General features: G+C 69.4%; 14 protein-coding genes. 4 read left to right on the forward strand and 10 right to left on the reverse strand.

Translation table 11 applies throughout. From position 1 onward, the window contains the following. The first annotated feature begins 24 nt into the window (after positions 1 to 24). Together ACIBI9_RS65075 and ACIBI9_RS65080 are read left to right on the forward strand one after the other, a co-directional pair. Entirely contained in the window at positions 25 to 750 is a 726-nt protein-coding gene (locus ACIBI9_RS65075) for a helix-turn-helix transcriptional regulator (protein ID WP_397238686.1), read from the forward strand. Positions 751 to 961: 211 nt separating this feature from the next. After that, positions 962 to 1471: a hypothetical protein gene (locus ACIBI9_RS65080; RefSeq protein ID WP_397238688.1), complete on the forward strand. Its 510-nt coding sequence runs from the start codon at positions 962 to 964 to the stop codon at positions 1469 to 1471. 74 nt (positions 1472 to 1545) lie between these two features. Here ACIBI9_RS65080 and ACIBI9_RS65085 read toward each other — a convergent pair whose 3' ends face one another. The 8 genes from ACIBI9_RS65085 to ACIBI9_RS65120 form a co-directional block, all read right to left on the reverse strand. After that, complete coding sequence (locus tag ACIBI9_RS65085) at positions 1546 to 1791, reverse strand: hypothetical protein (RefSeq protein ID WP_397238690.1); 246 nt, start codon at positions 1789 to 1791, stop codon at positions 1546 to 1548. Between the two features lie 254 nt (positions 1792 to 2045). Continuing rightward, on the reverse strand, positions 2046 to 3218 hold the full coding sequence (locus ACIBI9_RS65090; RefSeq protein WP_397238692.1) for a CotH kinase family protein: 1173 nt from the start codon (positions 3216 to 3218) through the stop codon (positions 2046 to 2048). A gap of 45 nt (positions 3219 to 3263) precedes the next feature. Further along, the gene (locus tag ACIBI9_RS65095) at positions 3264 to 3548 is read right to left on the reverse strand and encodes a hypothetical protein (protein WP_397238694.1); all 285 of its coding nucleotides are present in this window, start codon (positions 3546 to 3548) and stop codon (positions 3264 to 3266) included. Positions 3549 to 3557: 9 nt separating this feature from the next. Next, positions 3558 to 4235 carry a DUF4956 domain-containing protein gene (locus ACIBI9_RS65100; RefSeq protein WP_397238696.1) on the reverse strand — a complete coding sequence of 226 codons (678 nt, stop codon included), beginning with the start codon at positions 4233 to 4235 and terminating at the stop codon, positions 3558 to 3560. Between the two features lie 6 nt (positions 4236 to 4241). Next, positions 4242 to 5141 (reverse strand): polyphosphate polymerase domain-containing protein, encoded by a 900-nt coding sequence (locus ACIBI9_RS65105; RefSeq protein ID WP_397238698.1) that lies wholly within the window; start codon positions 5139 to 5141, stop codon positions 4242 to 4244. Positions 5142 to 5220: 79 nt separating this feature from the next. Then, positions 5221 to 6678, reverse strand: coding sequence for a sensor histidine kinase (locus ACIBI9_RS65110; RefSeq protein ID WP_397238700.1), 1458 nt, complete (start codon positions 6676 to 6678; stop codon positions 5221 to 5223). Next, entirely contained in the window at positions 6675 to 7373 is a 699-nt protein-coding gene (locus tag ACIBI9_RS65115; protein WP_397238702.1) for a response regulator transcription factor, read from the reverse strand. Before ACIBI9_RS65115 ends, ACIBI9_RS65110 begins: the two co-directional genes overlap by 4 nt. Before the next feature lie 373 nt (positions 7374 to 7746). Beyond that, on the reverse strand, positions 7747 to 8973 hold the full coding sequence (locus tag ACIBI9_RS65120) for a hypothetical protein (RefSeq protein ID WP_397238704.1): 1227 nt from the start codon (positions 8971 to 8973) through the stop codon (positions 7747 to 7749). Between the two features lie 744 nt (positions 8974 to 9717). On the opposite strand from ACIBI9_RS65120, the gene ACIBI9_RS65125 reads away from it, so the two are divergent. Both ACIBI9_RS65125 and ACIBI9_RS65130 read left to right on the forward strand, forming a co-directional pair. After that, positions 9718 to 10704, forward strand: coding sequence for a tyrosine-type recombinase/integrase (locus tag ACIBI9_RS65125; RefSeq protein ID WP_397238706.1), 987 nt, complete (start codon positions 9718 to 9720; stop codon positions 10702 to 10704). After that, the gene (locus ACIBI9_RS65130; RefSeq protein WP_397238708.1) at positions 10701 to 11327 is read left to right on the forward strand and encodes a DinB family protein; all 627 of its coding nucleotides are present in this window, start codon (positions 10701 to 10703) and stop codon (positions 11325 to 11327) included. Before ACIBI9_RS65125 ends, ACIBI9_RS65130 begins: the two co-directional genes overlap by 4 nt. An 82-nt stretch (positions 11328 to 11409) precedes the next feature. On the opposite strand, the gene ACIBI9_RS65135 is transcribed toward ACIBI9_RS65130, so the two are convergent. Together ACIBI9_RS65135 and ACIBI9_RS65140 are read right to left on the reverse strand one after the other, a co-directional pair. Continuing rightward, complete coding sequence (locus tag ACIBI9_RS65135; protein ID WP_397238710.1) at positions 11410 to 11739, reverse strand: Tn3 family transposase; 330 nt, start codon at positions 11737 to 11739, stop codon at positions 11410 to 11412. Positions 11740 to 12212: 473 nt separating this feature from the next. Further along, a complete protein-coding gene (locus tag ACIBI9_RS65140) occupies positions 12213 to 13223 on the reverse strand; it encodes a phosphotransferase enzyme family protein (RefSeq protein ID WP_397238712.1) in 1011 nt (336 codons plus the stop codon). Positions 13224 to 13580 lie beyond the last annotated feature (357 nt).

Raw genomic sequence — 13580 nt, forward strand, 5'->3', positions numbered from 1 at the left:
CGCGATTGTGGCGACACTAGAGCCATGACCGACTTCGCCCCTGCCGACGGCGATCCCGCCGGACGGACCCTCCGGCTGCTGGAGTTGCTGGCCGCCCGGCCGAGCTGGTCGGCTTCCGAGCTCGCCGGGCGTCTCGAGGTCAGCACCCGCACCGTGCGTCGCGACGTGGCCCGCCTGCAGAGCCTCGGCTACGCCGTCGAGAGCCGGCCCGGGCCGGGTGGCCACTACGCGCTGCGCCCGGGGCACCGGATGCCGCCGCTGGTCTTCCAGGACGATGAGGTCGTGGCTCTGGTGGCGGCCCTGCGCATGGTCGAGGGGATCCTTGCCGGGGACGCCGCGCACCGGGCGCTGGCCAAGCTGTCGCAAGTGCTCCCGCGGCGGCTGCGCACCGTCCTGGACACCGCCGTCGCGGGCAGCGAGAACGTCGGCGGCGAGTGCGGGGGCGTGGAACCCTCGACCCTGGCGGTGCTGCTCCGCGCGGCCGATCAGGACCTCGTGCTGCGGTTCGGCTACCGCGACCGGCACGGGGCCGTCAGCCGGCGGCGGGTGGAGGCGGTGCGGTGCCTCTACGCCCGCGGACGCTGGTACGTTCTCGCCCACGACCTCGACGCCGACGGCTGGCGGGTGTTCCGCCTCGACCGCGTGCGGGAGCCGGAGGCGGGGGAAGCGGGGTCCGGCGACCGCGGCCGGCCGGCCGAGGACCTCGCGACCTGGCTCGCCACGGACTTCGGCCGTCGACCCAAGGGCTGAGAGCTCAGGCGGCCGCGGCAATGAGCGCCGGGCCGCCGACACGGACGATGACGGATGTGCCGGCGATCAGGCCTGCGTGTTTCAGGGGCCGGTGAGGGCTTTCAGCGACTCGGGCGGAGGCCTTGAGAGAGAACGGGGTGGAACGCGATGGAACGCAGAAAGGGGAGAAGTATCAGCGACGCCGGGCCGCCCCGGCTGAAGGAGCCGTCCCATGAGCACCATCAACCGTTCCCCGATCCGCAGGCTACTGATTGTCTTATCGGCCGCGGCCACCGCTGCCGTCTTCCTGGCGAATCCCGCCTCGGCCGAGCCGAATCCCGTGAACGTGTGCAACAGCGGCAGCGGCTTCGTCATGTGCTTCAGCCTCGACCGGATACAACTTGGCGGGGACATCAACGTCCACCTCGGCATCGACGTGGCCATGAGCCGCGAGGAGGCCCAGGCCATCATCGATCATCCCGGTGACGAGTTCTCCGCCAAGGTCATCGGCGAGGACCCCGCCTTCGACAACAGCCTGGTGTCGGTGCCGGTCACCTGGAGTGCCGCAGGGGACAACGGACTCTCGGCCGAGTTCGACATGGTGGCGACCTGGAGCCAGCTCAACGAGGACGACGGATTCTTCGACGGCTACATCGACGACCTGTTCGGCCGCATCGTGCTGACCAAGCCTGACGGCCAGAAGCGCACCTTCAACTCCACCACCATCCACGGCTACTACTGATCGCGGCCGCGCCGCCGGAGACCAGGCGTCTTGAGCTCCGAGGCAGTCGGTCAGCATGCGAGCGGCCCGCCACGTCACCAGCAGCGCATGTCCATCCAGGTGTCGTCGTACATGCCGCCCAGGTCGATGATCACTGGCTTCGTGGCGGAGGTGCCATCCACGGGGGTGCCGGGCTCGTCGAATGGCGTCCAGGCCACGACCCCGAAGTCCGTTCCGGGCGGCAGCGGGTACTCGTGGATGCGGTCCACCATGCGCGCCAGGCGGTGGTCATTGATCCACACCGGTGCCATGACGGTCGCCGCGAGCAACAGGAACGGCACTAACGGCAAGGCCAGGCAGCCGATCCGGCGAGCTATTCGTGGATGTCCGGACTCTTGCGGTGGTACGGGGTGCGGGCGGGTCCTCGGGGATCGACCTGGATCACATGATCGCGTACCCGTTCCCACTCGCAGGAAGTCCCGCTCTGCTCGGGCTGGCCGGATGACCGCCGACGACTCGGGCCCGGCCGGAGTGGGGGCGAGGTCGCCAGGCGGCAGTGCTGGGCCTGCCGGGCAGGCCCAGCACTGCGAAGGTGCTACGCGCCGCTGATCGCCTTGTCCGAGCGCAGGGTCTCGGTCCGGGTCTGCAGGAACGTACGCAACGTCCGCGCCTCGGCGTCGACCTTGGCGGTGTCGGCCTTCTCGTTCAGCTTGTACGACGTGACAAGCTCGTCGAGCAGGCCGACCGCGGTGTCGTTGCCCAGCAGCTTGCCGTACAGGACGCGATATTGCTCCTCGTAGATCTTCTTGAACTTGGCGTTCTTGAGGAACTTCTCCTTCAGGGGGTGGCCCATGCGCATCATGCCGCCGCCCTCAGGCGGGGTGGACCCCTGGGAACCTCCACGGCCGAAGCCCATCCCGATCGTGTCGTTGACACCGCTCTTGGCGTCGCCGTTGAAGGCGAAATTGAGGTCCCAGGTGATGACCTTGAACTTCCTGGTGTTCAGGTCGTACCACAGGTAGTAGTTGCGTCCGGGGCCGGCCATGTCGTCGAAGTTGACCATGAGGTTCTGCAGGGCCAGGTAGCGGGCGAACGACTCCACGTCCAGCCGGTCGGCAAGGCCCTCGGCGAACTCGGCGTCGGAGGCTTCGTTCACCCATTTGACCAGGTCGATGACCGGCTGGAGGTCCTTGCCGCCGACCTTGTTGACCTGCTTGAAGTCGCTGGCGTACCCGGTCTGGTCCTCGCCCTTGTAGCTGAAGGAGCCGCTGGCCAGCGACTTGTACAACACGCCGTCGCCGAGGCCTTCGGCGTAGCCCTCGTCGAGGTACTCCACCAGCAGGCGCGGGGTCGAGGAGCGGCCGTTGACGGTGAAGGAGCTGTACGTGGAGCGCTGGGTCGGCTCGCCGGAGGCGCTGACCAGCGAGATGCCCAGTGCCTCGTTCAGCAGCGTCGTCGAGCCCATCGCGGCCGGCCGTACCGCCACCTGACTGTGCCCCTGGTAGCGGCGGCCCTCCACGAACTCGTCGAAGCTGATCAGCCACGGCAGCTTCTCCGGCTCCTCACCCTTGAGGGACGCGCCGAACATGCCGCCCCCAGGCGGCCCCTGCTGCTGCCCGTCGCCGGGCGGTCCAAAGCCTGCGGGCGGTTCGAAGCCCTCCGGCAGTCCTTCGGGCCGCCGGCCGCCACCGGGCATGCTCCGCCGCTTGGACTGTCCTTTCCAGGTCAGCCCCGCCAGGGTGGAGTTGCCCTTGAGCCGGACGCCCACGCTGGGGATGCGGGTGCCGTCGATGGTCAGGTCGGCTTCGACGTACTACTTCTCGCCGTCCTTGAAGTACTCGCCCAGCATGTCCTCGTAGGCCTCGTCGGTGAAGGTGAGCTTCACGTCGTGCGCCACGGAGGCGTCGAACAGGTCTTCGGTGCCGGTCAGGTTCGTGGTGACGGTCTCGGCTTCGGCGGCCTGGGCGGTGGTGACGTACGGGCGGATCGTCCCGCTGCCGAACAGGCCCCAGCAGACGGCCAGGAACGCCGCGCACAGCGCCACCAGCTTCCAGTTGTGCCGGAGTTTGACCGGGATGCGATGCTTGAGCTGCGCCATGTGCCGGGCCTACAGGTCAGTCTGGTCGTACCCGGTCAGGACCGTGACCGACTGGCCGTGGTTGCGCTCGCGCAGACCGCCGATCAGATCGGCCGGCTCGCTGCCCTTCTTGATCTTGACGGTGTACATCAGCTCCGTCAGCGCTCCCCCGCGGATCGACTCCATGCTGACCAGCTCGAACTCGTCGGTGTGCCGGATGAGGACGTCCTGGATCGTGGCGGTGAAGTCCTCGTCCGAGGGGACCTGGACCTTGACCACCTGCCGCCGCACGTTGAGCTGGAACCAGTTGAACCGGTGCATGACCATCACGATCAGCGAGATCGCCACGGCCGCGACGACGGCCAGCAGGTAGAAGCGGGTGCCGACGGCCATGCCGACGCCCATCACGAGGAAGATGAACCCGACGTCGCGGGTCTCCTTGATGGCGTTGCGGAAACGTACCACCGACAAAGCGCCGACCAGGGCGAAGGCGCGGGCGATGTTCGAGCCGACGACCAGCATGATCAGCGAGATCAGCATGCCGAGGATGACCAGCGTCTGCACGTACGACTGGCTGTAGGACACGTTGCGGTGCGTCGCCCGGTACACCCAGCCGATCATCGCGCTGAGCACGAACGACAGCGACATCGCGATAGCGATGTCGGCCACGCTGAACGTGCCGGACAGATCCTGGAAGGAGAAGTCCATGGGGGGTCATGCCTCCGAGAGAACGGTCGGCCGATGGCGGCGGAAGTCGAGCTCGTGGTCAGGAACGTGGAAGACGGAGCGCGGGGCCAGCCCGTAGGCCTCCACGCTCTGGCAGTACTTGGAAACCCGCACCACCTGCAGGTTCCGCTTGGCGGTCAGGTCGGTCAGCCAGTACGGCACCCGCTCGTTGGCCTTGACCTCCACTATCGATTTGCCGGCGGGGACGATGAGCCGGTTCTCGGCGTCGGCGCCGAGGTGGAAGTCCCGGTCGCGGCCGCGGATGCGGTGGTCGAAGGTGACGCGCAGGCCCACGTCGGCGTCGCGGCCCACGTACGCGTGCCGGGTGTAGCCGGTCATCGCGGTGGCCCGCAGGTCCAGTCGGAGGACCAGGTCGAGCACTTCTTCCAGGAAGGCCCGCTGGGAGGGCTCGTGCTCGACCAGCTGCCGTCCGTCGCACAGGCGCAGCGCGTCCCGGTACGGCAGGCGTACCCGGCGCTTCTGGGTGACCCGGTTGACCCGCTGCTTGATCTCGACGAACACCTGCGTGTCGTCCCCCACGGTGAACCGGTCGCCGTAGTGGCGCACCCGCAGCTTCCTGCGGAACTTCAGCCCTTCGATCTTCTCCCAGTAGAAGCGCAGCTGCCGGGTGTCGTAGTAGACACTCCAGATGCCGTAGCCCTGGTCGCCGCTGTGGCGGTCGCGATCCAGCCGCTGCTCGATCTCCTCGCGGAGGCCGGCTGCCTCGGCCGTGTCCACGAGGTACTTGATCTCGTACCGGTTGAAGGCGTGCAGCCTGCTCGGTGCCCGCAGCCGGTGGCCCTGGTCACCGTTCACCCCGGCGGCGGACACTGGCTGATCACTGTCGCGACCTGCGGAGACGGCTGGTTTGCGGAACCTTTCCAGCATGTTCCCCCTTTCGTCAGCACACATCTGACAGCACGAAGCTGGGAATAATGTGTGAACCGAATCTGACGTGAAGGTGAACTCAGTCGTCCTGGGTCTGGTTGAGTGGAAGCAGCACGCGGAAAGCGGTTCCGTGGCCGGGGGTGCTCGTCACCTCTATCCGGCCGTCGTGCGCCTGCACGAGCGCCGCGACGATGGCCAGGCCCAGCCCGCTTCCGCCGCTGTCGCGGGAGCGGCCCGCGTCGGCCCGGTAGAAGCGGTCGAACACGTGCGGCAGGTGCTCGGGATCGATGCCCTGCCCCTCGTCGCGCACCTCGATCAGCGCGGCTGCGGCATGGGGGTCGGGTCCGGACCCGGCGTGCACGACGCCGGGAGCGGGAACGCCGGCGACCGCGCGCCGGCTGACCGTGACGCGTATCTCCTTACCCGAGGCCGTGTGCTGTATGGCGTTGCCGACCAGGTTGGCGATGACCTGATGCAGGCGGTGTTCGTCGCCGAGCACGAACACCGGATCGTCGGAGACGACCAGCCGGATCGGCCGCTCACGATCGCGGGCCCGGGCGGCGTGCACCACGTCCCCGGCCAGCACGTGCAGGTCCGCGATGCCGGGCTCCAGCGCGGGCTCCTGGTCCATTCTGGCCAGCAGCAGCATGTCCTCCACCAGTACGCCCATGCGTGCCGCCTCGGCCTCGATCCTGCGCAGCAGCCGCTCGGCCGCCGGATCTCTGGTGCCCTGGCCGTGGTGGTAGAGCTCGGCGAAGCCCCGGATGGAGGTGAGCGGCGTGCGGAGCTCATGAGAGGCGTCGGCGACGAAATGACGCAATCGCCGTTCGGAGCGCTCGAACTCGCGTAGCGCGGTCGCCAGGCGCTCCAGCATGATGTTGAGCGCTCTGCCGAGCCGTCCCGTCTCGGTGCCCGGGTCGGTGTCACTGACCCTGCGGTCGATGTCTCCGCCTGCGATGGCCTCGGCGGTACGCTCCATGCGGGTGAGCGGGCGCAGCCCCAGCCGTACCACTGTGAGGGAGAGCGTGCCGAGCAGCAGCAGCACCAGGCTGCCCACCACCACCTCGATGACCAGGATCTGGTGCACGGTCGCCTGGTTGGGCTCCAGCGACATCGCCACCGCCAGCCTGGTGCCGTCGGGCAGGCTCCGCACCAGGATGCGCCACTGTCCGGGCCCCGTCTTGGCGGGCACGGTGACGGGGTCTCGCGGGATCGTGGAGATCGCCGTGTCGGGGATGGCCGGCCCGTCGGAGGTCTCGGTGGGTACGTTGCGCAGCAGGGTCCCGGACGGGCCGTACATGGCGATCCGGAACTGCGTCGGGAGCTGCGCGGTCTGGCCCTTGTCGACCGGCGGCGGAGGAGGCAGCGGGCGGCGGCCGAAGGTGGTGGCCACCTCGCTCAGCTGGGCGTCCACCCTGGACAGCAGCGAACGGTCCAGGAGCAGCACGCTTGCCGTGGCGAAGGCCGCCAGGCCGGCCGCGCACAGACCGAGCAGCGCGGCGAGCAGCCGATGCCGCAGAGGCCAGGCCGGTCTCATGAAGGCCCCAGCCGGTAGCCGACGCCACGCAGCGTGTGGATCAGCGGCGGGCCCTCAGCGTCGATCTTCCGCCGCAGGTAGCTGATGTAGGACTCGACGATCCTGCTTTCGCCGTCGAAGTCGTAGTCCCACACCCGGTCGAGGATCTGCGCCTTGCTGACCACCCGTTCGGCGTTGATCATCAGGTACCGCAGCAGGCTGAACTCGGTCGGCGACAAGTGAATCGCGCGCCCGGCCCGACGCACGGTGTGGGCCTGCTCATCGAGTTCCAGATCCGCGTACCGCAGCACGCCGTCGTCGACCTGCTCCTCCGGCGAGCGCATTCTGCGCATGATCGCCCGGAGCCGCAGCACCACCTCTTCCAGGCTGAAGGGCTTGGTCACATAGTCGTCGCCACCGGCGGTCAGCCCGGCGATCCGGTCGGACACCGCGTCCTTGGCGGTCAGGAAGAGCATCATCGGGCAGTCACCGGCTTCGCGCAGCCTGCGCGCGACCGCGAATCCGTCCAGGCCGGGCATCATCACGTCCAGCACGATGATGTCGGGCCGCTCCCTTGCCACCGCCTCCAGCGCCTGGCGGCCGTCCGGCACGGTCCGTACGAGGAAGCCGTTCAGTCCCAGAGCCTCGGACAGCAGCTCACGAATGTTCGGCTCGTCATCGACGACCAGCACTTTCGCGGCGAGTTGTTCGTTCACGACATCGTTCTACCTGCGCACGATGAGAGAAAGGTGTGAGCCCGCGCTTCATACGCGGCGTGCTCCTCCGCCGAGGTGAGCAGTGCCCTCCCGCCAGCATGAGCGGCGCCCTCCCATCATCGTGAGCGGCGCCCTCCCGCCAGTGTGAGCGTCGGTGCTCGTCCGTTCATCGTCGCCCTTGGCCGGCGTGAGCATCGGTGCTCATCCGTTCATCATCGCCCGGCTGTCGTGGCGGCCATGCTGCCTGTCCATCACCCCGTCATCGCTCGTTTCGGGCTCATGACACGTTTCTCACCGGCACGCCGCCCACGGCCAGGCCGCCGGACCTCCCCTAGGACAAGCCACCGCCTACGGTTAGGCCGCCGGACTTCCCCTAGGACAAGCCACCGCCTACGGTTAGGCCGCCGGGACTTCCCTGGGACGAGCGAAGTTCCGCGGCCACCGCCCGTTCCCGCAGCTGCGCCGCCTCCGCCCGTACCGCCTCCAACTCGGCCCGCAGATCCTCCAGCCGCATCCGCTCCAGCCTCAGCTCCGCCAGCAACCCGTCCCGTTCCTTCGCCGCGGCATCAGCCCGGGACTTCTCCCGCGAGGCCAGCTTCCGCTCCCGGGTCAGCGACGCGGACGCCTCCGCCACCTTCCCCTCCAACCGCTCCACCTCGGCCGCCGCCTGCGATGCCTCCTTGAGCGCCACCGCCCGGTCCCGCTCGGCTTCCTTGAGCGCCACGGCCCGATCCCGCTCAGCCTCCTTGAGCGTCATGGCTCGGTCCCGCTCGGCCTCCTTGAGGGCCACGGCCCGGTCCCGCTCAGCTTCCGCCGCTGCCCGTTCGGCCGTGACCGCCCGTTCCACCGCCCGGCCCCGCTCCTGCGCCGCCGCCTCCGCGCGGGCCTGCGCCTCGATCATCTTCCGTTCGGCCTGCTCACGCTCCCGCACGGCCGCCGCCGTCTCGTCCCGGGCCCGGTCGCGTTCCTCCCGTGCCCGGTCGGCCTCCTCTTGAGCCCGTACGACCTGCGTCCGCGCCTCGGCGGTGCGCTGCTCAGCCTCCTCCAGGGCTTCGGCCGCACGCCGCTCGGCCAGCTCCGCCCGATCGGCCAATTCATGAACGGCCTGGTCCCTGGCCTGCTCCGTCAGCTCGCCCCGATGCAGCGCCTCCTCGGCCCGCCGCTCGGCCGTCCTCGCGCGTCGCTTCGCCTCCTCGGCCGTCTGCAGCGCCTGTCGTTCGGTGCTCGCGGCCTCGCGCAACGCGGCCAGCGCCTGCTCCCGCGCCCGCTCGGCATCACCCAGTGCCGTCTCGCGCTCGGCCTCCGCCTCTTCGAGCCGTACCCGCATCTCGGCCGTCTGCCTGCGGGCGTGCTCGGTGGCCTCGCGCGCCAGCCGTACCTGCTCGAACGCCTGCTCTCGCTCGGTGCGCGCGATGGCAACGCGCGTGTGCGCCTCAGCCTGCACCGCGCTCAGCTTCGCCTCGACCCCCGCCGGACTCAGTTCCTCGGCGAGGGCCCGCGCCAGCGGCTCGATGGCGGCGGCCAGCCCGCTCTCCATCCGGTCGTACAACTGCTCGGCCCTGGCCAGCGCCCCTTCCAACCCCGGCGTGGCCCGCCGCAACTCCCGCTCCCGCTTGGCCGCCGCCTGGCAGTCCTTCTCAGGGCAGTAAGCCTTGGGCCGCCCCCTCCCCCGCCGCTGCTCGATCGGCGCCCCACAATGCTTACAAGGCGTTACCACACTGGCCTCCGAAGTCACGGCGGGCAGCCTACCATTTTTGATTTTCCAGAAAATAAAATTAAAAAAACATGACCGCTTGCGCGCCACGCCCGCGCCGGACGACTGCCGACCTCTGCCACCGACGCAAAGCCCAGCCACTCGACCCACAGCCCGGCGCCTCGCGGCCGCCCGCCACGCGCGGACAAGACGCGCCGTCCTGCCACCCGGCACGCGCGGACGAGACGCGCCGTCGCGGCCGCCCGCCACGCACGGAGAAAGCGCGCCCATCGCAGCCGCGGCCCTGGCCGCGGCTGCTGCGGCCCCACGGCGGCCTTGGCGGGCGCGGTGGTGGCGTGCCGGTCCGGAGTGATGCGCAGACCCCTGCAGCTCGGCCGGCCCGCGAGGAGGATCGGACCGGATTTTGGCGGTAGTCCGGCGGAGTCGGGGTTGAGGAACATCGGAACGAAAACCGGCGCCAAGCATCTGTCGGCCCTAGTGGGCGCCTGACGGGACGTCGGGCGCGGGGCGATCTTGAAGTCATCCCACAGATAACGCCCTAGTATCTGCGGTAGCTTGATCCGTCACCTGCGGTGACGTTCTCCGGCCGCTACGTGAAGCGGCCCTGTTATCTGTGGCAAGGGGGAAGCGGTGCCCGCCGTCGTACAACTGCCGGCCGGGAAGGCGTTGACCGTCCGCGCGGCGGCGGACGTGTTTCTCGACTCGCTCGGCAACCCAAACACGGTCCGCAACCACGGGATCGGGGTGGGCAAGACCGCTGAACGGCCCGGCGAGGCCCGGCCGCTGGCGTCGGTCGCGGACGACGAGATCGGCGAGGCCCTCGAACTGCTCTGGGGCACCGCGGCGGTAAACACCTGGAACTCCCGCCGGGCGGGGATGCTGTCCTCGCTCGGCTGGTGCCGTGAGCGCGGCTACGGGGGACCGATGGTCCCGGCCTGGGCGAAGCGGCTGGCGGTGCCGGACTCCGAAACCCCGGCCCGCTCGAAGATGGCGGTCGACCGGCTGATCGCGCGGCGCGAGGTGCACCTGTGGGAGAAGGCGCTGTGGCGGATTCTCTACGAGACCGCCGGGCGGTCCGAGGAGATCCTGGGCGGCAACATCGAGGACCTGGACTTCGCCGTGCGCCGTTGCCTGGTCAAGGCCAAGGACGCCCGGACCAAGGCCCGCCGCCGGGGCCAGTCGCATGGGGACTACGTGCTGGAGCCGGTGTACTGGGATGCCGGCACCGCCCGGCTGCTGCCCCGGCTGCTCAAGGGCCGCACCCGCGGTCCGGTGTTCGTCACCGCCCGCCGTGCGGGGCCGGGGAAGGTCATTGGCCCTCGGGACGTGTGCCCAGACACCGGGGCGGCGCGCCTGTCCTACGGCCAGGCCCGCGCCCTGCTGGACATCCACACCGCCACACAGGCCCCGGGGACGGGCTGGGACCTGCACGAATACCGCCACTCCGCGCTGACACACCTGGGCGAGGCTGGCGCGTCGCTGCTGATGCTGATGGCCGAGTCCCGGCACCGCAAGCCGGAGAACCTGCGCCGCTACTTCAAGCCGTCGCCTGACGCCATCGCCGAACTCACCAGCCTGCTCGCACCCGGCGACACGCGCCGAGGCGGCGGCACGTGACCGAGCTGGCCGACCCGTCGATCCTGATCATCCCGACCGACCCGAAACCACCGAGCCCTGGAGTTGACTTGGCTGACATGATCGTGCCCGACCCCGCCACGCGGGACATTCTCGCGGCCTTCGAACGCGTGCGATCCCGGCTGTTCGGGCGCCTTGAGGGCCTGACCGACGCCGAGTACCACTGGGAGCCGGTCAGCGACTGCATCAGCATCCGCCCCGGCGACGACGGCGTCTTCCGTGTCGACGAGCTGATTCCGCAGTCGGTCCCGGACGTGCCGGACCCCGTCACGACGATCGCCTGGCGCATCTGGCACATCGGCAGCCTCTGCCTGCGCGGCTATGTGATCCACTTCTTCGAGGACGTCCCCGAGTTCGGCGACCGCCACGAGTGGCCGGGCACCGCGAAAGAGGGCGTCCAGGCGCTCGCCGAGGACTGGGAGCACTTCATCTCCCGTATCGCAGCCCTCGGCGACAAGCGCCTGTTGGCGCCGATAGGCATAGGCCCCGGCGGTTGGGCCGATGAGACCTATCTGAAGCTCGCGCTGCACGCTCTGGTCGAGGTCGCGCATCACGGCGGCGAGATCGGCCTGCTGCGCGACCTGTACCTGCGCGAAGGCGTCTGATTTCGGCGGTGGGCGACCTTGTCCGGCGGCCGTGTGCCGCCGGACAACGGCCGGGGTCGGCAGCTGTCTCCTTCCTCCCGGTCTACTCATCGGCCGCGTCTGGGTCACGCAGGGGCCTCATAGCGTCGGGCAGGTCGGGCAGGTCGGGCAGCCGGAAGGAGTAGCGGCCCAGCATGTTGATGTGGTGCCGCACGAACGGCGAGAGACGGGCCACGTCCTCGTCACGGACGTCGAAGCCGTCCGCGCGCACCTGGTTCACCCCGGCATCAGCGAGCTGCCCGAAGCCCTCCGCCAGTTGCCGCCGCTCGTCGAGCTCGACTGACGCGCACCGAAGCCGTGGACCCCGGCGGTCGGCCGCCGGGGTCCACGCATGTCCAGGAGGCCCGACCGACAGCTCAGTCCCGAGGGGCACCGCGACTCAAGAGCAATCTCACCGATAACGGCTGTACCGATGTCCCGAGGCCGCATCAGCTTAGGACCATGGTCGATCTCAGCGCCAACGGCTGTACCGATGCTCCCGGGGCAAGATCAGCGGTTTAGCGTTAACCGCTGTACCGATGTTCCCCAAGGCCGAACGAGGACGTGTGGGACATCCTCGTGGGCGGCGCGACCGTCGCAATCGTCGCCGTGACCGACGATGAGCAGGTGGTTGATTTCTCGCGTGAAAGAGGGCCCCACTCGGCGATCTTCAACGGTGCCGGTTCGCGTGAGAATTGGCCCAACCTAGCGATCGTGGATCCCTTGATCACGCATGAGTTCTGGCCCCACCTCGGGTTCAGCCGAGCTAACAGGAATTCCGGCCTTGGGCGGATCTTGAACTCGCTGACCTGCGAATATCGAGGTGCCGAGCTCTGCCGTGGGACTCGCGCCAGCCGTAGTTCTGAGTCACCCGTGCCCGCCGGCGGCCGCGAGTGACCGGAGCTTTGCGCCGTTGGCGTCGAGCCAGCGGGTCGTGTCCTCCAGCTTGCGGATTCGGTCGACGACCTCGTCGAGCTGTGCCTTCCCGGTCAGCCAGAGGCCCGCCCGCCACAGGACGCTGCCGACCGCCCGGGCGAGGAGCAACCGGGGCAGCGCGTCGGCCTCGGCGGCGTCCAACGGGCGGACCGAGGCGTACCCCCGCAGGAAGGCCGCCGTGCCGGGCTGCCAGTCGGGCATCTCCAGGGCCCCGCTGTAGAACAACGCCGCCATCACCTCCTGGACAAGAAAGCCCACCCCGGCGAACTCGAAGTCAAGCAGCCCGCTCACCTCCCCGTTGTCCTCGTCGACCAGCACGTTCCAGGCCGCCAGGTCACCATGGATGACCTGGGTCGGCAGCGCGCCACCGCCCGCAAGCCACTCCTGCCCGACACGGCGAGTCACGGCGTCGAGGCGGGCGGCCCGCTCCGCGCTGATCCCGGCGGCGCGTAGCTGACGGCAAAGGCCGCCGACGTGCGGTACGGCGGGGTGCGCCAGGAGAGGGTCTCCGCGCCAGTCCCCCAGCCCGTCTTCTGGCGGCACGCCCAGCATCGCCTTGCCGAGCAGCCCGGCCGCCCGGCCGAAGCGCTCGAGTGCCGTCTGGCCCGTGAGGTCGGGACGCACGCCGGGGATCCACCGGCAGACAGTGGCGGGTCCGGCCGTAGTCTCGATCACCGTGTCTCCGCTGAGCGCGGCGACTGGCTCAGGCACCTGGAAGGGAAGTCCGGCTTGCTGTAGCCGCCGCAGGATCCGGTGCTCGGCGTCGACCTGCGCGGCGGACAGGGTCTGGCTGACCCGGAGCACGAATCTGAGGCCCCCCTGGCGGAGCAGGAACGTCTGGTTGTTGGTCCCCTGCTCGGCGCGGGTGATCGTCGTGCCCGGGGGGAAACCCCACGCTGCCGGCAGCCCGGCCATGAACTCCAAGTCGGCGGGCGTGGTCATGCGCCCATTCTGGCGGCGTGCCCAGGCCGGCGCACAACCGGTTATAGGCCCCTCTCAGAGCAAGAGGCAGCAAAGGGCTCCAATTCTGGCCAACCAGCCGGGGCGGCGCTTTCCGACTCGGGTCGAGCCGAGGTACGACCAGAACCGGCCATCAGTCGGACTCGGGACTCCCGTCCCCGAGCCCCTGCATGGCGAGAGCAGGTTGGTGCCGTGCAGTGCGGGCGACACTCTCGCCTCGAACAGGGGGTGCCGGTAAGAAACGTGTCAGTGCGCCATGGAAAGCGCTGTTTGTCCGAACGGAGGTGTAAGACCACCGTCGCCCGGCCGTCGTAGCGGTGGGGTGAAGCAGGAGGCAGC

The sequence above is a fragment of the Nonomuraea sp. NPDC050451 genome (genome assembly GCF_044458585.1).